Raw genomic sequence first — 21,647 nt, forward strand, 5'->3', positions numbered from 1 at the left:
CGGTTCGCCCGCGGTCCCATGTGGACGCAAAATTTTTTCGGCGGAAATCATCGGCGCCGGAACGACACTTACCCGACACCCCAGGGATATCCACAGGGTTTTCTCCCAGACCACAAGATGTAGCGGGAAACCTTCTGGCTGCACACCACTTGTTGACGAAGAGAGCGAGGCGGCGTTAATCTCCGGGTCATGGTGGTGCCCCTTCGGTTGATGCGTTCAGCGGGCCGCCCCCGTCTCTAAAGTCATCGTTGCGGAACCGAGCCGGGCTCAGTGCGGGCCGGATCGGTTCCGTTGCCCCCGCCGAGGGCGGGACCGGGGCCGCGTGCCCCGTCGGGAGAGGTGTGTCTCATGCGGTTCGAGCGTCGCTACACCACGGCCGGCCGGTCGCCCTACGCGGACATGGCGTTCCGCAAGGCGCTCAGCGAGATCCGCAATCCGGACGGTTCGGTGGTCTTTCGCCTCGAGGGCATCGACGTGCCGGAGAGCTGGAGCCAGGTGGCGAGCGACGTGCTCGCGCAGAAGTACTTCCGCAAGGCCGGGGTCCCAGCGCGCCTGAAGAAGATCGAGGAGAACGACGTTCCCTCCTTCCTCTGGCGCTCGGTGCCGGACGAGGCGGCGCTGGCGGACCTGCCCGAGGAGGAGCGCTTCGGCTCCGAGACCTCCGCGACCCAGGTGTTCGACCGGCTCGCCGGCTGCTGGACCTACTGGGGCTGGAAGGGTGGCTACTTCTCCTCCGAGGAGGACGCCTCCGCGTTCATGGACGAGCTGCGCGCGATGCTCGCCCGCCAGATGGTGGCGCCGAACTCGCCGCAATGGTTCAACACCGGCCTGCACTGGGCCTACGGGATCGATGGGCCGGGCCAGGGCCACTATTACTGCGACTTCCGCACCGGCGAGCTGACCCGCTCGGCCAGCGCCTACGAGCACCCGCAGCCCCACGCCTGCTTCATCCAGTCCGTGCAGGACGACCTCGTGAACGAGGGCGGCATCATGGACCTGTGGGTCCGTGAGGCGCGCCTGTTCAAGTACGGCTCGGGCACCGGCTCGAACTTCTCCTCCCTGCGCTCGGAGAACGAAAAGCTCGGCGGCGGCGGCAAGTCCTCGGGCCTGATGTCCTTCCTCAAGATCGGCGACCGGGCGGCGGGCGCCATCAAGTCGGGCGGCACCACCCGGCGCGCGGCCAAGATGGTGATCGTCGACATCGACCACCCGGATATCGAGGCCTTCATCGACTGGAAGGTGAAGGAGGAGCAGAAGGTCGCCGCCCTGGTGACGGGCTCCAAGGTCGTCTCGAAGCACCTCGGCGCCGTGATGAAGGCCTGCACCCAGTGCGAGGCCGAGGGCGACGCCTGCTTCGACGCGGAGCGCAACCCGGCCCTGAAGCGCGAGATCAAGGCCGCCCGCAAGGCGATGGTGCCGGACGCCTACATCAAGCGCGTGGTGCAGTTCGCCCGCCAGGGTTTCACCAAGATCGAGTTCCCCGTCTACGACACCGATTGGGATTCGGAAGCCTACCTCACGGTGGCCGGACAGAACTCCAACAACTCGGTCTCGCTCACGGACGACTTCCTCCGGGCCGTCGAGGCCGATCAGGACTGGAACCTCACCGCCCGCGTCACCGGCAAGGTGACAAAGACGCTGAAGGCCCGCGACCTGTGGGAGCGCATCGGCGAGGCGGCCTGGGCCTCGGCGGATCCGGGTCTGCACTTCAACTCGACGATGAACGATTGGCACACCTGCCCGGCCGGCGGGCGGATCCGGGCCTCGAACCCGTGCTCCGAGTACATGTTCCTCGACGACACGGCCTGTAACCTCGCCTCGACGAACCTGCTGACCCTCTACGACCGCGGGACGAAGCGGTTCGACGTGGAAGGCTACGAGCACGTCAACCGGCTCTGGACGGTGGTGCTCGAAATCTCGGTGCTGATGGCGCAGTTCCCGTCGCGGGAAATCGCCGAGCTGTCCTACCGCTACCGGACGCTGGGCCTCGGCTACGCCAACATCGGCGGCCTCCTGATGACGATGGGCCTGTCCTACGACTCGGAGCAGGGCCGCGCGCTGGCCGGCGCGCTGACCGCGATCATGACGGGTGTGTCCTACGCCACGTCGGCCGAGATGGCGGCCGAACTCGGGCCGTTCCCGGCCTACGAGGAGAACGCCGACGCGATGCTGCGGGTGATCCGCAACCACCGCCGGGCGGCGCATGGCGAGGCCGAGGGCTACGAGTTCCTGAAGATCGCCCCCGTGCCGCTGGACCACGCCAACATCCCGCAGGACGACCTGGGGCAGCGCGCCCGGGCCGCCTGGGATCGCGCCCTGGCGCTCGGTGAGGAGCACGGCTACCGCAACGCCCAGGCGACTGTCATCGCGCCCACCGGCACGATCGGCCTCGTGATGGATTGCGACACCACCGGCATCGAGCCGGACTTCGCCCTGGTGAAGTTCAAGAAGCTCGCGGGCGGCGGCTACTTCAAGATCATCAACCGCGCCGTGCCGGATGCCCTCCGGGCGCTCGGCTACCGGGAAAGCGAGATCGCCGAGATCGAGGCCTACGCCGTCGGCCACGGCTCCATGGGCCAGGCCCCGGCGGTGAACCCCGGCAGCCTGCGCGCCAAGGGCTTCACCGACGACAAGATCGCGGCGGTGGAGAAGGGCCTCCGTTCGGCCTTCGACATCAAGTTCGTATTCAACCGCTGGACGCTCGGTGACGACTTCCTGACGCAGACCCTCAAGGTTCCGGCGGAGAAGCTCGCCGACCCGACTTTCGAGCTGCTGCCCTTCCTCGGCTACAGCAAGAAGGACATCGAGGCCGCCAACACCCATGTCTGCGGGGCGATGACGCTGGAGGGCGCGCCGTACCTGAAGACCGAGCATTACGCGGTGTTCGATTGCGCCAATCCCTGCGGCCGGATCGGCAAGCGCTACCTCTCGGTCGAGAGCCACATCCGCATGATGGCGGCGGCCCAGCCGTTCATCTCGGGTGCGATCTCCAAGACCATCAACATGCCCAACGACGCCACGGTGGAGGATTGCAAGGCGGCCTACCTGCTGTCCTGGCGCCTCGCCCTGAAGGCGAACGCCCTCTACCGCGACGGCTCGAAGCTCTCGCAGCCCCTCAACTCGGCCCTGATCGCCGACGAGGAGGAGGATGCCGACGAGGCCGTCGAGGCCCTGATCCAGGCGCCCGCCGCGGCCAAGGCGGCGGCGGCGGCCGAGCGGATCGTGGAACGGGTGATCGAGCGGGTGGAGCGCATCCGCTCGCGGGAGAAGCTCCCCGGCCGCCGGAAGGGCTACACCCAGAAGGCCGTGGTCGGCGGTCACAAAGTGTACCTTCGCACCGGCGAGTACGACGACGGGCGCCTCGGCGAGATCTTCATCGACATGCACAAGGAGGGCGCGACCTTCCGGAGCCTGATGAACAACTTCGCCATCGCGATCTCCCTCGGCCTCCAGTACGGCGTGCCGCTGGAGGAGTATGTCGAGGCGTTCACCTTCACGCGCTTCGAGCCGGCGGGCTTCGTGCAGGGCAACGACGCGATCAAGAACGCCACCTCGCTCCTCGACTACGTGTTCCGCGAGCTGGCGGTGTCGTATCTCGGCCGCGCCGACCTCGCCCACGTCTCTCCCGGCGAGATCGGGGGCACCGTCCTCGGCGGCGGCGAGGCGGGAGACACCACCCGCGAGGGGCCGAAGCCGGCCTCGGCCGCCTCCATCGTCTCGCGCGGCCTGCTGCGCGGTTCGGCCGACCGGCTGACCGTGATCCAGGGCGGCCCGGCGGGCGGGACGCTCGGCGTCGCCTCGGCGGCCGCCGGCCAGACGACGCCGGCGGGCGGCACCGTTCACGCGGTGCGCGGTGCGACGGCGCTGAAGGTGGAGCCGCAGACCGGCAGCATCGCCGACACCCTCCCCTTCGCGGCGCCTTCGCGCTCCGTCGAGGACCGGCGGGCCGAGGCGAAGATGAAGGGCTATGTCGGCGAGGCCTGCCCGGAATGCGCGAACTTCACCCTCGTGCGCAACGGGACCTGCCTGAAGTGCGACACCTGCGGCGGAACGACCGGCTGCTCGTGACGCCCTGATTGTACCGGGTGTGGCGAGAACATTAATATGCCCGCATGAGCGGTAAGTATGCCCGCAAAGTGAAGCGTATTATTTTCGCCACAGCAAGGCCGCTCAACCATCTGACTTAGTAGTGCGTAAACAGTGAGCTGATCCGAGACATGGCGTAACAAGAACTCGGAGTGTTGGCGTGGCGAAACTTTCGGTGACGAGCGACAAGCTCGTCACCGAAAATGATTCAGCGAACAAAACGAGATCAACTGGAAACTATCGGTAGTGACTACATGGCAGCGAAAACAACCGGTATCCGTGCTTTCCTGCACCGGTATTGCCCTGATCCCGATGCCTTGATCGCCAGCTTCGAGGCCGTGCACCGGCTCGACACCCTGCGCGCCGACCAACCGCTGTGTTTGGCCAACGACGAGGCGGACTGCCTCTGGATCGTCGAGGACGGGCAGCTCAGGGTCATGGCCGGAGAGTCTGTAGTCTGGCGGGGCCCCGGCGAGATCGTGGGCGAGATGGCTTTCCTGCGCGGACGGCCCGGGGAGGCGCCGCTACGAGGCAACGAGGTGGTCGCGGCCGGCCGGACCAGGGTTTGGAAGATCGACCGGGCGACCCTCGATGGCTTGGAGCCCGATACTCGGGCGCTCTGGTACGAGACGGTCGCGCGCGTACTTGTCGCCAAGCTCGACCAGGCGAGCGAGATGCGCGCGGCCCAAGCCCGGGATCTCGCCGACGGGGACCGGATCATCGGGCGGCTCGTATGCCCCGAGGGTGTCCAGGCGACGTCCGCCATCCTGTTCAACGGGGCGCCCCGCATCCGCCCAGTGAAGACAAAGGCAGTGATCTGGTTCAGCGACCTATCAGGCTTCTCGGCGCACTCCGAGGGTAAGGACCCCGCCGAGGTCGGCGATTTCTTGCGTAGCCTGACTGACCCCCAGGTCGAGGAGATCCTCCGGGCGAAGGGGCAAGTCGACAAGCATATGGGGGACGCCGTGATGGCGTTCTGGCTATGCAACGACGACGAGCGGCTGAACAAGGGCCTAGCGCACGCCACCCGCGCAGCCCTGGAGGCGGCACGTCGCGTGACCGAGGTCGCGGAGGCGTCGGGGCTCCCCATCGGCATCCGCATCGGCCTGCACGCGGGCGAGGTGTCCGTCGGCGACTTCGGGGGCGGCGACCGCATCGCCTTCACTCTCGTCGGCCAGCCCGTCAACGAAGCCGCGCGTTACGAGCAGTGGCGGCCAGAAAACGGACAGCGGACCGGACGGGTCAGGGTCAGCGACCGGGTCTACGCCGGCCTTCCCGAGGACGTCCGCTCATCCTTCCAGCCGACCGCCGTGGAGTTCGCCGACAAGCACGGCCGACCTTTCGTCGCCTTCCTGTCCTCTATCTGACGCGGAGTGCTAAAATGGCATGGGACCTCAACAGAAGCCGGAACCGCATCGCGCACTTCATGACGACGGTGCCACAGGCGTCCATCGACGTCCGGACCTTCGACCAGGCCTACCTCACGCAGCGCATCAACGAAGCCCGGGCCCGCGGTAAGCGCTTGGGCCTGGATGAGGCGCCCATCTTCGCCGTCCCGCGCAACCGGGCGATCCTCGTGGACGGTGTGCACGTCTACGCGCAGCTGCTCGACTACCACGACCAGATCCAGGAACAGGGCCGCGAGACCGAGGCCAGCCACAAGCGCGTCCTCCAGTTCCTGCACCTGCACTATTCGGCGACCGACCGCGTGGTCGAGGAGTTCGAGGCCCAGCGCGTCGACTACCACGGTCCCCGGTTGCACGCGGTCGTGGTCACCCCGACCGGCGACGAACGCCAACGTGTCCTTCGAGCTGTCGCGTTCGCGGTCACGCTGAAGGAGACGATCGAGGCCGCCGGCCGTGACTTCGGCGGCTCCCGCCTCCGCACCCGGGTCAGGATCGGCATCGACACCGGCCGCGCCGTGGCCGTGAGCAGCGGACGCGGCGCCGACCTCGAACCCCTGTTCCTTGGCAGCCCTGCAAACCACGCCGCCAAGCTCGCCGAAGGGGACCGGCCCGGCATCTATCTCAGCGATCGTGCCCGCAAGGTGCTGAGCGAGCCCGCGGTAGGCTGGGCCTACGAGCGCTCCACCGCTCTCGCGGAGGACCGTCAGTACGGATATGCGAACGACGCCTACGGCCAGACACAGTCCGGCTACGACCCTTCGCCGACCCGCGCTCGGGTTCAGGCCGCGGTCCGCGCCCTGAAGTCGGACCTCGACCTCGACACCCTCACCTCCCCCGAGGCGGTTTTCCGCTTCCACCGTCACGAGCCGCCGCTCCGGACCATCGATTTCGCCGAGTTGATGCCGAGCCGTTCGATCAGGATGGCCCTGGGCTCGGTGTTCGCGGACCTGTCGGGGTTCACAGCATACGTCGACGCCTGCATCCTCACCGGTCGGATCGCCGAGATGACGGCGAACCTGCACGTCATCCGGGGAGAGCTTGCGGCCTGCGCCCGGGACGATTTCGCCGCGAGGAAGGTCCGCTTCATCGGCGACTGCCTGCACGCCCTCATCGCCGTCGGCACGCGGACGGCGACGGAACCGGCGGCCACCGTCGATGCGGCGGTAATGCTGACCGGGGGGCTTCGCTCGTCGTTCGACCTCTGTCGCGGCATGCTGCCCGGCCTCGGAGCGATGGGCATCGCGATAGGGGCCGAGTACGGCGAGACGCCGCTCAGCCGGATCGGGATCCGCGGCGAGAGGAGCGTCCGTTGCGCGTCGAGCAAGGCCGTCACGGCCTCGGAGGCACTTCAGTCCGACCTGACCGGCCGGCAGACCGCCCTAGGGCCCGTCGCGCTCGTCAACGCTTCCGTCTCGGTCAGGACCCATTTCGGCCGTGGCCCGGTCGAGGACCTCGATCACGCCCGGGCCGAGCGCCTGGTCTCGCCGGGACGTCACGCTTCGCTGACCAAGCCGGCGGCGATCTCTTCCGGCCTGCTGATCTCGGGAGGCGCCGCCGCGGCGGGTGCCGTGCGGGAGCGTGGCAGCGGTCGCCATGCCTGAGCCGGCATCGCCCCGCTGGCGCGCGGCCGTGGACCAGGTTCGCAGCCGCCTGGCGGAGATCCTCGGCGTCGAGCCAACGCCTTTGGAACCCCGGGCGCTCGCGTCATACCACCATCGGTTCCGGATCGCGTCCGGCTGGCGCCTCCCGGTCGATTTCGGTGAGCGGGAACCGAGACGGATCGACGTACTGATACCCGCCGGGTTCCCCTCCTCACGGCCGCAGTTCGGCCTGGTGGAGCGGCCGCCGTTCCTGACGTGGCCGCATATCGAGCGGGACGGCAGCCTGTGCCTGCTCGCCAACTTGAGCGAGATCGACCCAGACGACCCGGTCGGCGTCGTGGAGCGGCTGCTCGGCAAGAGCTGCGCCCTGGTCGAGAATCTTCTCGACGGCGCCATTATCGAGCGCGATTTCCGGGACGAGTTCCTGACATACTGGCGGTACGACCGGAATGCCGCCGACGGCCGTCTGACCAGCATCCTGAGGCTGGAGCGGCCCTCGCGCGAGATCGTCGTGTGGCAGGCGTCAAACATCCGCCTGTTGGGCGAGACCGAGGCACAGGGCGCCGAATGGCTGCGCAACCGGTATGGCCCCGAAGCCCTCCACCGGTCACGGCTCGAACGGGGGCTGCTCATCTGGCTCGATAGTCCGCCGCTGCCGGCCGAGTACCCGCGGACGGCCCGGGATGTCCTGGGGCTCGCCGACCGTTGCGGCGGAGACGTGCCCAGGCTTCTCGCCGGCCTCGTGTCCGAGCGCCAGGATAACCTCGTCGTGGCGCTCGCGGCCGAAGGCCGTTTCGGGCCCGGGATCGTCAGCGTCGCGATCCCGACGCCTCGGGATCCCCGCCGAAGTAGGGGACGTTCGGCCGCGCCTTTGTTCGACGGCTTCCGCTCGTCCCGCCTGCCGGATGGAGTGCTCACTCGCCGATATCTCGGAACGACCAGGGTCGTGCGCGACGAGCCGAAGCGTGCGGATGCAGCGTGGATACATGGCCGCGGACACGATCCGCGCACGGAGCGCTTGATGGTCTCGACGGTCACGGTCCTGGGGTGCGGTTCGGTCGGTGCCCCCGTAGCGGTCGCACTCGCCCAGTCTGGGGTCGGACGGCTGAACCTCGTCGATCCCGACGAGCTGAGCTGGGCTAACGTCGGGCGTCACCCCCTAGGTGCCGCCTCCGTGCGGTCCAACAAGGCGGAGGCGCTGGCCGCGAAGCTGTGCGTGGACTATCCCCACGGGCGGTTCGAGGCGTTCCCCATCTCCGCGCAGGAGATGCTCGCTGCCCACGAAGACCGCCTGATCGAGAACGACCTCATCGTGTCCTGCATGGGCGACTGGCGTGGGGAGAGCCGGCTCAACGATTGGCACTGCCGGCGTGGCAGGCCGATGCCGATCGTCTACGGATGGACGGAGGCACACGCAGCCGCCGGGCATGCGGTTGCCATCGTCGGCGAGGGTGGCTGCCTTCGGTGCGGGCTTGGACGGACGGGCGCACCCGAATTCCAAGCTGTGGTTTGGCCGAACGATACTGGGGCCTCTCTCGAAGAACCCGCGTGCGGCGCCCATTATCAGCCATACGGTTCTATCGAGCTTGGGTTCGTTACATCGCTTGTGGGGCAATTGGCCTTGGACGGCCTCCTTGGGAAGATCAGACGTTCCAGCCACCGTATCTACGCGGCGCGTATCTCCTCGTTTGCGGAACTGGGCGGCCGGTGGTCTGCAGAATGGGTCCGGGAGTTTCCGACGCGCGTGGACGGTGGCGCCGTCGTCGAAAGGGCATGGCCCTCGGAACGCGCTGAATCATGTGGAACCGGGGCGTGCTCCGTTTGAGGTGGTGTGCGAGGCGATGCTCAAGATGGTCTCCGTCTTCGGCACAAAGGAAGCCCGCGCGATCAACCGCCTGCTGAGCTCGACCGAAGCGCTGCGCGCCCGCAAGCAAGCCAATTACGAGACCCGGAAGCGAATGATCCTCGCGACGCTGCGCGAAAGGTAGCCAGCACCTGTGTCGGGCGGAGTAAATCCAGGCCACTGCAGCTTCGCCAAGCCCGCAGAGCCCACTGGCAAAGCCAGTTGAGAAGCAATCACCTACGTCCGGGCGCCAATAAACCGGAAGCCTTCGCGCTCAGCGCGTGCAGGGCGGTTTGATGGCCTGGCATTGGACCGCCGTTTACAAGACCCAATGTCGTCCCGATATGCTTAACGTCGTCTTCCCTCGAAAAGCTTGCCCGAGGCTCGTGCGCCTTCGCGCGATCACACTTGGCCGGCGACCGTCTGGCGCCGCGACGGCTGGATCATCGCGTCCAGTTCGAGCAGCTTGTTGAGCTGCTCTCTCGCAACAAAGGTCAGGATGGCTAAGGCCCGATCCAGGGGAGCGTCACGAGACCGGTCGGGATCTGGAGCCAAGATGGCTTCCTCTATCGAGCGATGTTCGGCTGTGCCATACACACACGAACATGTAAGGGCTTGGTGGCTTGCGGGGATACCTCATTGGGGTTCGAGCTGGATACTGGCCCAGCCGCGCTACGGCCTTCGGAACGGCTGCTTCCGCTTTCATGCATTGCTGCCTCAGAAGCAGACCGTCGCAAAACCACCCTCAGCAGCTAGTCCGCTTCCGACCCAACTGCGCCGTAGAAGCAGTCCGACGTCGTTCTCGAAAGCAGATGGGGTGGATGGCTCCCGCTCCAACTGACGGCATCTCGGTGCCAGGATGTGGTCGCTGTCGAAGCAGCAGCCACGCTCATGCAGGAGCCATCCCCATGGAGATCACCACCGTCGGCATCGATCTGGCCAAGAGCATCTTCCAGGTTCACGCCGTCGATGCAGCTGGGCACGTCGTCGTACGCAAGGCTCTGAGGCGGGCGCAGGTCGCACCGTTCTTCGCCAAGCTGCCGCGATGCTTGGTTGGCATGGAGGCGTGCGGCACGGCGCACCACTGGGCCCGGGAGCTCATGAAGCTCGGCCATGATGTACGGCTGATGCCGCCGGCTTACGTGAAGCCGTACGTGAAGCGCGGTAAGACCGATGCGAACGACGCCGCTGCCATCTGCGAGGCGGTGACGCGCCCCAGCATGCGCTTCGTGCCGGTGAAGGCGACCGAGCAGCAGGCGGCGCTGGCGCTGCACCGGACGCGCGACCTGCTGGTCAAGCAACGCACGCAGTTGGTGAACATGATCCGCGGGCTGCTCGCCGAGTTCGGGATCGAGATGGCCCGCGGCCTGCGCCATGCGCTCGAACTGGCAGCCCGGCTCTCGGCTGGAGACGCGGCTGAAGTGCCGCCGCTCGCCCAGCGCGTGGTGACCGGGCTGGCCGATCAGATCGGCGCCGTGCAGATCCAGCTCACCCGGCTGGAGAAGGAATTGCTGGCCTGGCATCGGGACAGCGACCTGTCGCAGCGCCTGGCGACGATCCCAGGTGTCGGTATCGTCTCGGCGACGGCGCTGGCCGCCTCGGTGAGCGAGCCTGAGCGCTTCCGCTCCGGTCGGCAGTTCGCAGCCTCGTTGGGACTGACACCGCTGCAGAACTGCAGCGGCGGCAAGGAACGTCTGGGTCGGATCTCGCGCATGGGCGACCGCTACCTGCGCCGCCTGCTCGTGGTCGGCATGACCTCTCTGATCCGGCGCGCGAAGGCGATGCCGACCTCGGTCGATCCGCGGCTGCCAACGCTACTGCAGCGCAAGCCGGTGCGCGTCGTGACCGTGGCAGCGGCCAATCGCACGGCGCGGGTCGCCTGGGCGATCATGACCCGCGGCGGCACCTACCGCGCACCGGCGGCCACGGCCGCCTGACAGCACGCAGAGGAAACGTTTCCAGGTTGCGAGGACGATGAGAGTTGATGGCGAACCGGTCAGACCGGGAGCCGGGACACCCCGCCGAATGTCCAGGGCGTCATAGCCCGCAAAGCAGAGTGGGACCCAGCTCGCGGATACCATCAGGGCCAGCGGTCAACATGAATGACTGCATCAACAGGCCGGACACAAGACTGCACCCGACCCACGCGTCAGAAGCTCAATTCGCCACTTGCAATGCGGGAGCCATCCACACAAGACATCGAAACTGGGCTCGCGCCGCCAAGGTACTCTTATGAGTGTTCGCCTTCCGAACTAGCGCCCCCCACTCGATCAATCCACAGTCTGCATCTGGACGACACTGCCGAGTTCACCGGGCTTGCCCGAGACCACCACGAGGTAGCGCCGGCTAGCGCCGGCATCCGTGCGGGTGACCTGTCGGATCGGACCGATCGCGTTGACGATGGCCGCGCCGGCCGGGTTGGTCATGAAGGCGGCGAGCGGCTCCAGGCCGGTCGCTCCCTTCGGATCGGCGGCGAGCGCCAGCACGAAGGGCATCTTCGGGGGCAGTCCCGTGACCGCGGCCTGCAGCGTCTGCAGCACGCCCTGGTCGAACAGGGTGACCTGCGTCGCCGGCTTGCCATCGGAACCGGCGAGCGTCAGCGCGCTGGTCTTGCCGGCGGCTCCCAGCGGCTGGAGGTTCTGCTTTCCGTCGCCCTCCGGCACGGCGTTCGGGACGTAGGCGACGCCCTGCGGACCCTGCCCGACCGGCACCTCAGCGATCACCGTGTTCGACGCGGTGTCGATCACCGCCGCCGTGTCGGCGTTCTCCAGGCCGACATAGACGCGGCTGCCGTCGCCCGAGGGCCAGAGCCCGTGCGGCAGGGCGCCGGTCGCGATGGTGGCGACCTGAGAGAAGTCGTCGGTGCGGAACACCTTGACCTGGTTCAGGCCGCCGATCGTCACGTAGGCGAACTGGCCGGCCTTGGTCGAGACGATGTTGACGTGGTTGGTGATCGGCCCGGTCTCGATCGTCTTCAGCGGCGCGAAGGGCGGACGCGCCGAAAACACCTGGGTGCGGCCGACATCCTTGAGGGTGAACCACACCTGCTTGCCGTCCGGCGTCGCGGCGATGTCGGGGCAGAACGGGCTCTCCTGCTTCACGCGGCCGACGATGGTGTGGGTCTTGGTGTCGATGACGACGGTCTCGGGGCTGAAGCTGGAGCAGACGTAGCCGTAGGTGCCGTCCGGCGAGAAGATCGTCATGCCGGGCCCGTTCGGTACGGTGATCCGGCGGGTCTCCTTGGCGGTGGCGGCATCGAGCACCGCGATATGGTCCTCGCCGCGCACGCTCACCCAGACCTCTCGGCCGTCCGGCGTGAAGAAGGCTTCGTGCGGCGAGCGGCCGACATAGGCGGTGTGGCGGACCGCGTTGGTCGCCGTGTCGATGAAGCTCACGGAGTTCGAACCGATCGAGACCGCGAGCAGGGTCCTGTGGTCCGGCGAGAAGCCCATGCCGTGAACCAGAAGCTGCCCGCGATAGAGCGGGCTCAGGTTCATCGGCGTCGGGTCGCCGAGCCGGATCACTCCGAGCAGGGTGTTGGCGGCGGGATCGACCACCGAGACCGTGTTGGAGAACTGGTCGGAAGTGTAGAACCGATCCTTGCCGCTAACCGGCACGTCCGGGGCGGACGCTGCGCCCGGGGCCTGCCCGGCAAGCGCCGGGCCGGAGAGCAGCGCGAGGGCGAGGATCGTCAGGGCGGTCTTCATCGGCGGGTCTCCGAGGGCATGGCGGCGGGGACCGCACCGTGGTCGTGGGAATGGGCCGCACCAGTCGATGGCTGCGGCGCTTTGGGAAGTCCGGCGAGCGCACGGCGCATCACATCGATCTCCTGGCCCTGCTCGACGACGATTCCCTGCGCGAGGCGAAGCAGGACCGGATCCTTGCCGTAGAGCAGCTCCGCCTTGGCCATCGCGATCGCGCCCTCGTGGTGGGGGATCATCATCGCGGCGAAATCGCGGTCGGGATCGCCCGAGGGCGGAACCATCATGTCGGCGTGCATCCGCGTCATCGACTGCGCCATCATCGCGTCGAACGACGTCGACGACGCGGCCGGCGGCTCGCTGGCGGCCAGCGTCGGGCGCATCATCATCCGGCCGCCGACGAGGCCGCTCGCCATCAGCGCCGCCGTCACGGCAAATCCCAATGCTCCGCGCATGCGGCCTCCTCCCGATCCGGTGTCGATGGAAGGGATGCCAGAGGACCGGCTTTATTCCGCGGCGGGGCCGAAAAAGCGTTCACGCCGATGGGATCGCCTTTTTTCGTGTGTCCGCGGAATAAAGGCGCCCGTTCCGCATCCCTCCCGATGCGGTCATGCTCGACCGCGGGAGACTTCACCCATGCGCAATCTGCTGATCCGCACCGCCTTCGCGGCTGTCGCCTTCTCCGCCGTGGCCGCCCAGGCCGCCGCGCCCGCCATGACGGCCGAGACCGCCAAGGGGCCGGCGCTCGTGGATGCCAAGAACATGACCCTCTACACCTTCGACAAGGACATGGGCGGCAAGTCGATGTGCAACGGCCCCTGCGCCGCCAACTGGCCGGCCCTGACGGCGGCCTCCGGATCGGCGGCCTCCGGCGATTGGACGACGGTGACCCGGGACGACGGCACGATGCAGTGGGCCTACAAGGGCAAGCCGCTCTACACCTTCGCCAAGGACACCAAGCCGGGCGACACCACCGGTGACGGCTTCCTCAACGGTGCGTGGCACATCGCCAAGCCCTGATCGGTGAATGCCCGGATCGGCTCCTTCTGATTGGGACACGTCGTTGGACGAGATCGCCGCCCTGATCGAACCGCAGATCCCGGCCCTGCGGCGCTACGCGGTCGCGCTGCTTCGGGATCGCGAAGCGGCGGACGACCTCGTCCAGGACACCCTGGAGCGGGCATTGTCCGCTTGGTCCGGGCGTCGCCGCGACGGCGACCTGCGGGCGTGGTTGTTCACGATCGAGCGCAACCTGTTCCTGGCCGCCGTCCGGCGCCGGGGCCGGCGCGGCGCCGATCTCGGCGCGGAAGCGTTGGAGCAGGTGCCGGATCCGAGCGCCGACCCGGGGGCAGCTTTGGGAGCCCGCGACGTGCTCGCCGGGCTCGACACCCTGCCCGAGGAGCAGCGCTCGGTGCTGCTCCTCGTGGCGGTGGAGGACCTGTCCTATGCCGAGGCGGCACAGGTGCTCGGGGTGCCGCTCGGCACGGTGATGTCGCGATTGAGCCGGGCGCGCACGCGGATGCGCGGATTTCTGGAGACGGGCCGGACAGGCCTGCTGAGGAGGGTTAAATGAGCGGGGATCCGCGCCCGGTCGGCGAGGACGACCTGCACGGCCTGATCGACGGCCGCCTTGAACCGGAGCGGCAGGCGCTGGTCGAGGCGTGGCTCGCGGGGAACCCCGCGCGTGCGGCTGAAGTCTCGACGGACCGAGTTCTGCGCGAGCGCCTGCGCGCCCGCCTCGCGCCGATCGCCGAGGAGGCGATCCCGGCGCGACTGCGGGTGGCCAACATCCGCTCGCGACACCTGTACCCTGGCGCAAGCTGGTTCCCCATGGCGGCTGCGGCCGTGCTCTGCCTCGCGCTCGGCGGCGCCGGCGGCTGGGTCGGCCATGCCCTGCACGGTGTGCCCGCGGTGGCGGTGGCGGAGGCACCGGCGACGCAGGACGCGGTCGCAGCCTTCCGCACCTTCGTGGTCGAGGCGGTGCATCCGGTGGAGGTGCGCGCCGACGAGAAGCCCCACCTCGTGACGTGGCTCTCGAAGCGTCTCGATCACGCGGTCGCGGCCCCCGACCTCTCGGCGCAGGGCTTCCGGCTGATGGGCGGGCGCCTGTTGCCGGCTGGCACCGAGCCCGCGGCGATGTTGATGTACGACGACGACCGCGGCACCCGGCTGACGCTCTACAGCCGCGTCGGTGACGGCGACGGCCGCACACTCTTCCGCTTCGCCCGCGAGGGCGACATCGCTGCCTTCTCCTGGGTCGATGGTGGCATGTCCTACGTCGTCACCGGCCGCACCGACGAGGCCCGGCTGCTCACCGTCGCGCAGGCGGTCGATGCGCAGGTCCGCGGCCTCGCGCCGGATCGTCGGCAGCCATGACCCTTGACCAGCTTCGCATCTTCGTGGCGGTGGCCGAGCGGCAGCACGTGACGCGGGCCGCCGAGGCGCTGAACCTCGTCCAGTCGGCGGTCAGCACGGCGATCGCCAACATCGAGGGGCGGCACGCGACGAAGCTGTTTCACCGGGTTGGCCGCGGGATCGAACTGACCGAAGCGGGGCGCGTGTTCCTCGTCGAGGCCCGCGCCGTGCTCGCCCGGGCCGAGGCCGCCGAACTTGTGCTCGCCGACCTCAGCGGCATGCGACGCGGGACGCTGGCGCTCTACGCCAGCCAGACCATCGCGAGCGATTGGTTGCCGCGCCACCTCGTCGCCTTCCGCCGCACCTACCCTGAGATCGCCCTGCGCTTGGCCGTGGGCAACACCACCGACGCCGCCGACGCGGTGCGCGCCGGGCAGGCCGAACTCGGCTTCGTCGAGGGGGCGTTGGACGACCCGACGCTTGCGAGCACCACCATCGCGCGGGACCAACTCGTTCTCGTGGTCGCCCCAAACCATCACTTCGCCGGGGCGACCGCCCTCGCACCCGAAGACCTCGCCGGGGCCGATTGGGTGCTGCGCGAGGCTGGATCGGGAACCCGCTCGGCCTTCGAGGCGGCGCTCACGGAGGCTGGCCTCGCCCCGGCCCAACTCCGGGTCACGCTCGAACTGCCCTCGAACGAGGCGGTGCGCGCCGCCGTCGAGGCCGGGGGCGGGGCCACCGTCCTGTCCGAGACCGTGGTCGCCGCCGCGATTCGGGCCGGGACCCTGGTGCGGGCGGCGTTCGAGTTGCCAAGCCGACCCTTCCGGGTGCTGCGCCACAAGGAGCGCTACCGCAGTCGGGCCGCCGACGCGCTGCTCGAACTCATCGCAACGTCGGATCCCGGATGAGCGAGCCTGCGAAACCCGTGCCCCCCCCGACGACCCGCGGGTGAGGCTCGCCAAGGACCGGACTCGGCGTCGGCCTGGCCGCTTAGCGCTTCCTGCGGGAGGTGCTGGCGGTCTGGCCGCCGAAGGTGCTGTCGCTGACGCTGATCGCCTCATTCTCCGGCGCCGTGTGGCGGGACCGGGCGATCCGGGCGCGACTCGCCCATGCCGAGATCCCGATGATGCCGCGCCTCCTCACCGTCGGGATCGCGGCCCTGCCGATCGCGATCTCGGTCCTCGCGGCCACCGCCCTGCTCCGGGCGTGAGGGTCATCAGGCGACGGTCACCCGCACCCGGTGCCAGGCGGCGCTGAGGTAGCCCTTGTAGTTCCAGGTGTCGTCGGGAGCGGCCGGCTGGGTCTGGCCGGCGGAATCCCAGGCCCGCACCGCGAGTTCGTGCTCGCCAGCGGTCAGCTCGCGCTCGATCTCCCAGAACGTCCAGGCGTAGGGCGCGTCGGCATCGCGCTCGATCCGGGCCTGCGCCCAGCTGCGGCCGCCATCCGTCGAGACGTCGACCCGGGCGACCGCGCGGTCGCTGGCGATGGCGTAGCCGCGGATCGCGTGCCGGCCGGCCTTCAACGCCGCGCCGCGGGCGGGCTCGCAGATCGCGCTGTTGAGCGGCATCGCCTCGATGGTGATGCCGTGGGCCGGCTCGGCGGTCTCGGCCGTCACGTCGGGCGGAAACAGCTTGTAGTCGTCGGCCTGCATCGGGTTGTCGGAGGGCCGGTCCTGCACCGTGATGCGGGCGAGCCATTTCGGGCTGCGGATGCCGGCAAATCCCGGCACCACCACGCGCAAGGGATGGCCGTGCTCGGGGGCGAGAGGCTCGCCGTTCATCGCGAAGGCAAGCAGCGTCTCGGGGGCCAGCGCCTTGGCGAGCGGGATTGAGGCGCCGAAGCGCGTGTCCGTGTCCGCGATCCGGTCGTGGCTCTCGAAGGCGACGTGGCGCCCATCATCCGCATCGATGCCGGCAGCGCACAGCACGTCGGCGAGCCGCACGCCGGTCCATTCCGCGTTGCCGATGGCACCGGGCGCCCACGGATCGCCGGAAACCGGCGCCACAGCCAGCATGTCGGCCCGGCGATTGCCGGCGCATTGCATCACCGCCGTGACGGTGACGGGCGCGAAGCGCGCCTTCAGATCGGCGACGGAGAGGTCGAGCGGCGCGGCGACCATCCCGTCTACGGTCAGGCGGTAGCCGTCGGCGTCGAGGTCCGGGATGTCGCCGTGGCTGCGGACGTAGAAGTCGGCCTGGTCGGTGAGGAACGCCGCCCGAAGGCGATCGAGCGGCGGCTCGGCGTTGTAGGGCGCCTTTCCGTGCACGATGAGGCGGTCCTTGCGCTGGAACAGGCCGAGCATGGGGTCTTTGTCCTGCGTTCGTGACGGGTCGACACCGGGAACGCGCCGGGAGCCGAGTAGGCACCCGACGCGCGACGCTTCACGGCTTCATCGTCGAAACCACCGCGTTCTTCGCGCGATCGACCACGGCGACGCTGAGATCGCGGTTGAGGACGTAGGCGCGGGCGTTGTCGGTCGAGAACGCGATGGCTTGGCGCGGCTCGTTCAGGCCGGTCACCGTGGCGACGACGGTGAGTGTACCGGTGTCGATCACCGAGAGCGAATTGTCCTTGAGGTTGCCCGAATAGACGAAGCGCCCGTCCGGGGTCAGCGCGGCGCCGTAGGGGTCTTTGCCCACCGTGACTTCGGACGTGACCTTGCGGGCGGCGACATCGACCACGCCAACGGTGTTGCGGCCGCTGTTGGCGGCAAACAGCGTCTTGCCGTCCTTGGTGATCGAGATGGCGCGCAGCTTGTCGAACCCGGCGATCTCGCCGGTGATCTTGTTCGTGGCGGTGTCGACCAACGTGATCTTGTCGCCGAGGAAGTTCGTCACGAACACGGTCTTGCCGTCGGGCGACAGCTTCACGCCCTGGCGCGGCTGCGCGAAGCCGGGGATCACGGCCTCCGCGAGCATGGTCTTGGTGTCGAACACGGTCAGCGTGCTCGCGGCCTCGTTGTTGACGTAGAGCTTGCCCCCGTCGGCCGAGAGCACGGTGCCGAAGGCCCCTGGCCCGGCGGCGAGAATGCCGACCTCCTTGCCTGTGGCGGTCTCGTAGATCGTGATCCGGCCGGTGCCGCTGTCGGAGACGTAGAAGCGGGTGCCGTCCGGTGCGAACACGATGTTGCGCGGCGTCACGAAGCCGTCGAGGCGGCGCAGCACCGTCCCCTTGGCGACATCGTAGACGATGACGGCGCTCTCCTCGCTGTTCGACACCGCGGCGACTGTGCCGGCAGCGTTCAGGGCCAGCGCGTTGTTCTTGATCGCGCCGTCGAAACCGGCGGCGGATCCGGGCTGGCCCTGGGCGAGGAGCAAGGCAGCTCCGGCGAGGAGGGCGCGCAGGCTGGAACGGACATGGGTCATGAAGCGTGTCTCTCGGGCATGCGCCCTCGTCCGGCGGCCTGGGGCCGGCCGTGCGGGCGGGTTCGAAATCGGATTGCGTCGTGCGGGACCGGTCCGGCCATGCATCGCCTCAAGGAGATGCCAGCGAGGGCGGTCTATTCCCCGAGGCCGGCGAAAAAACGCGGCGGCCTCGGGATTCGGGGGTTCAGGGCGTCGGCTTCAACGCCGTGAGGTAGTCGACGATGGTCTGCACGTCGGCCTGATCGACCGGCGCCTTGTAGACGTGGACCATCTTGTTCACGGTCTCGGTCCACTGCGCCTTCGTGAGCTTGGGCTGGGTCAGCACCATCCCGGCCGAGTGGCAGGCGAGGCAGTTGTTATTGACCGCCTCGGCCCCCGGCCCGTCGGGGAAGATCCGGTCGGAGGTCGGCATCTGGATCGATTGCGAGGTGAAGCGCATCGGCTCGGGGGCCGGGGCGGCGAGCGCGACCAGGGGAGACAGGGCGAGTGCGGCGATGAGGGCTGCCGGATGGATCGGGTTCATGGCTAATCTCCTCAAGCGGCCTGGAAGGACACGGTCTCGATGCCGTTCTGCATGAATCCGTTGGCGTTCCAGACCCGGTCCATGCCCTGCGCCACGCCGTTGGTGTTGGTGCAGCGGACCCTGACCGTGTGGGTTCCGGAGGCCAGTGCCGGCAGGCTGCCCTCGAAGCGGCGGAAGCTGTAGGGGCCCTCGTCCTTGCCGAGTTGCGCCGGGAACCACGTCGCCCCGCCGTCTCCGGAGAAGTCCACCGCCTTCACCCCACAATCGCCGCCGAAGGCGATACCGCGGATGGCCACCGGCGTTCCGGCCGCCACCTTGGCGCCGTCGGTCAGGTTGGTGACGAAGGAGCGCGGCACCATCCTGTTGATCGGTACCGTCTTGAAGCCGGTCTGGCCGGGCTTGATGTTGGCGCCCGGCACGTCCGGGATACGGTAGGCGGTCTTCATCCAGTACTGATCGTCGGGCTTGTCCAGCACCTCGATGTCGGACAGCATCTTGACCCAGTAGGTCGAGTACCAGCCCGGCACCACGAGACGAAGCGGGAAGCCGTTGAGCAACGGCAGCTGTTCGCCGTTCATCGCGTACGCGATCATCACCTCACCATTGTTGGCGTGGTCGAGATCGAGCGACTTCTTGAAGTCCGGCGCGTCGTCGACCACCGGCTCGTCGAGGCCGCTGAAACGCACCTGCACGGCACCGGCCTTCACCCCGGCCCTTTCGAGCACGTCCTTCAGCCGTACCCCGGTCCAGCGGGCGTTGCCCATCGAGCCGTTGGCCCATTGCGCGCCGGGAACCCGCGGCTCGAACAGCCCGCGGGAGTTGCCCGAGCACTGGTTGACCGCGGCGATCTCGAAGCGCGGCAGGCCGGCGATGGCATCGAGGGAGAGCGAGAGTTCCTTCTCGACATGACCGTGGACCTTGAGACGGAAGGTGCCGGCATCAACCTCGGTTGGGATCGAGGCCCAGTGCCAGCGCACGTAGAAGCGGTCGTTGGGGGTGAACACGCCCTCATCGAACACCGCAAACGGCGTCTCCAGCAGCGGCGGATGGGTACGCTGGAGGATCATCTCGCCCTTGCCGGGAAAGGCCGTCGTGAGATCCCGCACATCCGGGCCGCCGGGTAGCGGCAGCTTCACCGAGCCCGCGGCCCAGGCCGGCATCGCGGCGGCAAGGCTGCCGAGCCCGAGCCCGCCCAACAGGAGGCGGCGGTTCATCGGTCTGTCCAATCCGTGCATGGTCTCTCCCTTCAAAGTTCGTCGGCGTCGATGCGTTCGAGGGCACCGGACCCGTGGCGATTCCTTGCGACTAGGGAGATGCTACGGGATGCGTTTTATTCCCACCAACGGTCTTTCGCGATGCGAACGATCTCCCAACGCGATGATTTGAGAATTTTGGATCTCCGCGCCGGTGGTGCCAGATATCGTCTCGACGTCAGACCGCCGGTGCTTCGACAGGCGCGGTCCTGCGACACCCGAACAAGGCGTGACGCTCGGCGAAACCGCGAAGGGCGACAATGCCGAGCGGTTCGAGGGCATGCGCCAGGCCGTGGAGGAAGGTGTCGGTGGCGATCAGCGGCGTGTCGTAGGTCTTGCACAGGCGCTCGACGCGAGCGAGCACGTTGAGATCGCGGCCGATCGCCGTGAAGTCGACCCGGTCGCCGCCGCCGATATTGCCGTAGGCGACCTCCCCAACATGAAGTGCGACGCCGACCTCAAAGGCAGCCCTGTCACCGTCGCGCAGGGTCGCAAGCGCATCGAGTGCGGCCTCGGCGGCACGCAAGGCGGCACGGCGCGCCTCGGCCTCGTCGCGATCGGCATCGAACACGGCCAGCAGCCCGTCACCAATATACTTTAGCACCTCGCCGCCTTCCGCCTCGACGGCTGGCACGATGGCATCGAACATCCGGTTGAGGGCGGCCACGACATGGTCGGGGCTTTGCCGGTCGGACAGTTCACCGAACCCGCGCAGATCGGTCAGCATCATCGCGGCCCGCATGAGGCGTACGTCGCCGCGCCGCACTGTGCCGGCCAGGATTTGCCGCGCTGGGTCGCGCCCGACATAGGCGCTCAGGACCGCGCCAAGCATGTCGTCGAGCGCCTTGATTTCGAACAGCAGCGAGAACGGCTCGACCAGCGCCAGCAACGTCTCGATCTCGATCGGCGTGAAGCCGCCCGGTCTCGCCGTGGCCCAGGAGGCGGCACCCATGCGTCCACGCGCGGCGCGCAGCGGCGCGATGAGGTAGTCGGTCAGACCCTCGTTGCGAAGCTCGCCAAGCACGGGAAACGGCAGCGGCCCATCCCCGTCGAGACGGCATTGGAGTGGGGTCCGCGTCTCGACCACGTGCTCGACGGTGTTGCCGTGGAAGGTCGGCGTGCCCTCGATGCCGTGGCGGCGACGCAGGGCTAGGCTCGACGTTCCTGGATGCCAGACGCGCATCACCCACCGGAACGACGGATGCAGGGTCGGCGCGTGGGTGGTGGCGCGGGCCAGCGGCAGGCCGAGCCCCGAGAGGCACGCACTGAACCCATCGAGAAGGGCTGCCGCGTCCACCGCTTCGCGACCCGGCCCCATCAACCATCCCGTTGCCTGCGCGACTGCCTCGGATGAAGATTGGGACGAACGTGTCACGGCAATTCTTCCATCAAGGGGTGGGATCGATGCCTTAGCGCAGATCAGACGAGGCCGAGCACATGGATTAGGCCGAGGCTGACGGCGCCGAGGGCAAGGAGCGAGGCGATTACAGCGAGGGTCACCCGCGCCCCGGCCT

The 21,647-nt window shown here is 68.3% G+C and carries 19 protein-coding genes; 11 read left to right on the top strand and 8 right to left on the bottom strand.

Annotated elements, in window-relative coordinates; translation table 11 throughout:
• Positions 1-348 precede the first annotated feature (348 nt).
• The 5 genes from MFF06_RS18720 to MFF06_RS18740 all read left to right on the top strand — a co-directional run bounded on the left by MFF06_RS18720 (position 349) and on the right by MFF06_RS18740 (position 9,081).
• Positions 349-4,068: a vitamin B12-dependent ribonucleotide reductase gene (locus MFF06_RS18720; protein ID WP_238206765.1), complete on the top strand. Its 3,720-nt coding sequence runs from the start codon at positions 349-351 to the stop codon at positions 4,066-4,068.
• A gap of 272 nt (positions 4,069-4,340) precedes the next feature.
• Positions 4,341-5,453, top strand: a complete 1,113-nt coding sequence (locus MFF06_RS18725; RefSeq protein ID WP_238206767.1) for an adenylate/guanylate cyclase domain-containing protein — start codon at positions 4,341-4,343, stop codon at positions 5,451-5,453.
• Between the two features lie 14 nt (positions 5,454-5,467).
• The gene (locus tag MFF06_RS18730; protein ID WP_238206769.1) at positions 5,468-7,093 is read left to right on the top strand and encodes an adenylate/guanylate cyclase domain-containing protein; all 1,626 of its coding nucleotides are present in this window, start codon (positions 5,468-5,470) and stop codon (positions 7,091-7,093) included.
• Positions 7,071-8,918: a ThiF family adenylyltransferase gene (locus MFF06_RS18735; protein WP_238206771.1), complete on the top strand. Its 1,848-nt coding sequence runs from the start codon at positions 7,071-7,073 to the stop codon at positions 8,916-8,918. The genes MFF06_RS18730 and MFF06_RS18735 overlap by 23 nt, the downstream gene beginning before the upstream one ends.
• A 16-nt stretch (positions 8,919-8,934) precedes the next feature.
• Positions 8,935-9,081, top strand: coding sequence for a hypothetical protein (locus tag MFF06_RS18740; RefSeq protein ID WP_238206773.1), 147 nt, complete (start codon positions 8,935-8,937; stop codon positions 9,079-9,081).
• Between the two features lie 257 nt (positions 9,082-9,338).
• Here the strand turns inward: MFF06_RS18740 and MFF06_RS18745 are convergent, their stop codons facing one another.
• A complete protein-coding gene (locus tag MFF06_RS18745; RefSeq protein WP_238206775.1) occupies positions 9,339-9,491 on the bottom strand; it encodes a hypothetical protein in 153 nt (50 codons plus the stop codon).
• A gap of 353 nt (positions 9,492-9,844) precedes the next feature.
• Between MFF06_RS18745 and MFF06_RS18750 the strand changes: the two genes are divergently transcribed.
• Positions 9,845-10,873, top strand: a complete 1,029-nt coding sequence (locus MFF06_RS18750) for an IS110 family RNA-guided transposase (protein WP_238206784.1) — start codon at positions 9,845-9,847, stop codon at positions 10,871-10,873.
• A 333-nt stretch (positions 10,874-11,206) separates the two neighbouring features.
• Here MFF06_RS18750 and MFF06_RS18755 read toward each other — a convergent pair whose 3' ends face one another.
• Together MFF06_RS18755 and copM are read right to left on the bottom strand one after the other, a co-directional pair.
• On the bottom strand, positions 11,207-12,643 hold the full coding sequence (locus MFF06_RS18755; RefSeq protein ID WP_012322152.1) for a YncE family protein: 1,437 nt from the start codon (positions 12,641-12,643) through the stop codon (positions 11,207-11,209).
• Positions 12,640-13,092, bottom strand: a complete 453-nt coding sequence (gene copM, locus MFF06_RS18760) for a CopM family metallochaperone (RefSeq protein WP_238206785.1) — start codon at positions 13,090-13,092, stop codon at positions 12,640-12,642. Before copM ends, MFF06_RS18755 begins: the two co-directional genes overlap by 4 nt.
• A 181-nt stretch (positions 13,093-13,273) precedes the next feature.
• Here copM and MFF06_RS18765 point away from each other — a divergent pair, with 181 nt between their 5' ends.
• The 5 genes from MFF06_RS18765 (at position 13,274) to MFF06_RS18785 (ending at position 16,202) form a co-directional block, all read left to right on the top strand.
• Positions 13,274-13,657, top strand: coding sequence for a COG4315 family predicted lipoprotein (locus MFF06_RS18765; RefSeq protein ID WP_012322154.1), 384 nt, complete (start codon positions 13,274-13,276; stop codon positions 13,655-13,657).
• 43 nt (positions 13,658-13,700) lie between these two features.
• Entirely contained in the window at positions 13,701-14,210 is a 510-nt protein-coding gene (locus tag MFF06_RS18770; RefSeq protein ID WP_012322155.1) for an RNA polymerase sigma factor, read from the top strand.
• Positions 14,207-15,013: an anti-sigma factor family protein gene (locus tag MFF06_RS18775; RefSeq protein WP_238206787.1), complete on the top strand. Its 807-nt coding sequence runs from the start codon at positions 14,207-14,209 to the stop codon at positions 15,011-15,013. The genes MFF06_RS18770 and MFF06_RS18775 overlap by 4 nt, the downstream gene beginning before the upstream one ends.
• Positions 15,010-15,900, top strand: coding sequence for a LysR family transcriptional regulator (locus MFF06_RS18780; RefSeq protein ID WP_012322157.1), 891 nt, complete (start codon positions 15,010-15,012; stop codon positions 15,898-15,900). Before MFF06_RS18775 ends, MFF06_RS18780 begins: the two co-directional genes overlap by 4 nt.
• Before the next feature lie 101 nt (positions 15,901-16,001).
• Entirely contained in the window at positions 16,002-16,202 is a 201-nt protein-coding gene (locus MFF06_RS18785) for a hypothetical protein (protein ID WP_012322158.1), read from the top strand.
• Between the two features lie 6 nt (positions 16,203-16,208).
• Here MFF06_RS18785 and MFF06_RS18790 read toward each other — a convergent pair whose 3' ends face one another.
• The 5 genes from MFF06_RS18790 to MFF06_RS18810 all read right to left on the bottom strand — a co-directional run bounded on the left by MFF06_RS18790 (position 16,209) and on the right by MFF06_RS18810 (position 21,451).
• Entirely contained in the window at positions 16,209-17,294 is a 1,086-nt protein-coding gene (locus MFF06_RS18790; RefSeq protein ID WP_012322159.1) for a molybdopterin-dependent oxidoreductase, read from the bottom strand.
• A gap of 79 nt (positions 17,295-17,373) precedes the next feature.
• A complete protein-coding gene (locus tag MFF06_RS18795; protein WP_012322160.1) occupies positions 17,374-18,357 on the bottom strand; it encodes a beta-propeller fold lactonase family protein in 984 nt (327 codons plus the stop codon).
• Positions 18,358-18,541: 184 nt separating this feature from the next.
• On the bottom strand, positions 18,542-18,880 hold the full coding sequence (locus tag MFF06_RS18800; protein ID WP_012322161.1) for a c-type cytochrome: 339 nt from the start codon (positions 18,878-18,880) through the stop codon (positions 18,542-18,544).
• Between the two features lie 11 nt (positions 18,881-18,891).
• Positions 18,892-20,115 (bottom strand): molybdopterin-dependent oxidoreductase, encoded by a 1,224-nt coding sequence (locus tag MFF06_RS18805; protein WP_012322162.1) that lies wholly within the window; start codon positions 20,113-20,115, stop codon positions 18,892-18,894.
• Between the two features lie 196 nt (positions 20,116-20,311).
• A complete protein-coding gene (locus MFF06_RS18810) occupies positions 20,312-21,451 on the bottom strand; it encodes an adenylate/guanylate cyclase domain-containing protein (protein WP_012322163.1) in 1,140 nt (379 codons plus the stop codon).
• Between the last annotated feature and the right edge of the window lie 196 nt (positions 21,452-21,647).

The sequence above is a fragment of the Methylobacterium aerolatum genome, from assembly GCF_022179085.1.
Lineage (GTDB): Bacteria > Pseudomonadota > Alphaproteobacteria > Rhizobiales > Beijerinckiaceae > Methylobacterium > Methylobacterium aerolatum.

Excerpts from the sequence above, each read along its gene's own strand:
- MFF06_RS18790 (WP_012322159.1), bottom strand. The coding sequence starts at position 17,294 with ATGCTCGGCCTGTTCCAGCGCAAGGACCGCCTCATCGTGCACGGAAAG.
- copM (WP_238206785.1), bottom strand. The coding sequence starts at position 13,092 with ATGCGCGGAGCATTGGGATTTGCCGTGACGGCGGCGCTGATGGCGAGC.
- MFF06_RS18765 (WP_012322154.1), top strand. The coding sequence starts at position 13,274 with ATGCGCAATCTGCTGATCCGCACCGCCTTCGCGGCTGTCGCCTTCTCC.
- MFF06_RS18730 (WP_238206769.1), top strand. The coding sequence starts at position 5,468 with ATGGCATGGGACCTCAACAGAAGCCGGAACCGCATCGCGCACTTCATG.
- MFF06_RS18775 (WP_238206787.1), top strand. The coding sequence starts at position 14,207 with ATGAGCGGGGATCCGCGCCCGGTCGGCGAGGACGACCTGCACGGCCTG.
- MFF06_RS18720 (WP_238206765.1), top strand. The coding sequence starts at position 349 with ATGCGGTTCGAGCGTCGCTACACCACGGCCGGCCGGTCGCCCTACGCG.
- MFF06_RS18755 (WP_012322152.1), bottom strand. The coding sequence starts at position 12,643 with ATGAAGACCGCCCTGACGATCCTCGCCCTCGCGCTGCTCTCCGGCCCG.
- MFF06_RS18780 (WP_012322157.1), top strand. The coding sequence starts at position 15,010 with ATGACCCTTGACCAGCTTCGCATCTTCGTGGCGGTGGCCGAGCGGCAG.
- MFF06_RS18795 (WP_012322160.1), bottom strand. The coding sequence starts at position 18,357 with ATGACCCATGTCCGTTCCAGCCTGCGCGCCCTCCTCGCCGGAGCTGCC.
- MFF06_RS18750 (WP_238206784.1), top strand. The coding sequence starts at position 9,845 with ATGGAGATCACCACCGTCGGCATCGATCTGGCCAAGAGCATCTTCCAG.
- MFF06_RS18740 (WP_238206773.1), top strand. The coding sequence starts at position 8,935 with ATGCTCAAGATGGTCTCCGTCTTCGGCACAAAGGAAGCCCGCGCGATC.
- MFF06_RS18810 (WP_012322163.1), bottom strand. The coding sequence starts at position 21,451 with ATGGGGCCGGGTCGCGAAGCGGTGGACGCGGCAGCCCTTCTCGATGGG.
- MFF06_RS18805 (WP_012322162.1), bottom strand. The coding sequence starts at position 20,115 with ATGCACGGATTGGACAGACCGATGAACCGCCGCCTCCTGTTGGGCGGG.
- MFF06_RS18725 (WP_238206767.1), top strand. The coding sequence starts at position 4,341 with ATGGCAGCGAAAACAACCGGTATCCGTGCTTTCCTGCACCGGTATTGC.
- MFF06_RS18800 (WP_012322161.1), bottom strand. The coding sequence starts at position 18,880 with ATGAACCCGATCCATCCGGCAGCCCTCATCGCCGCACTCGCCCTGTCT.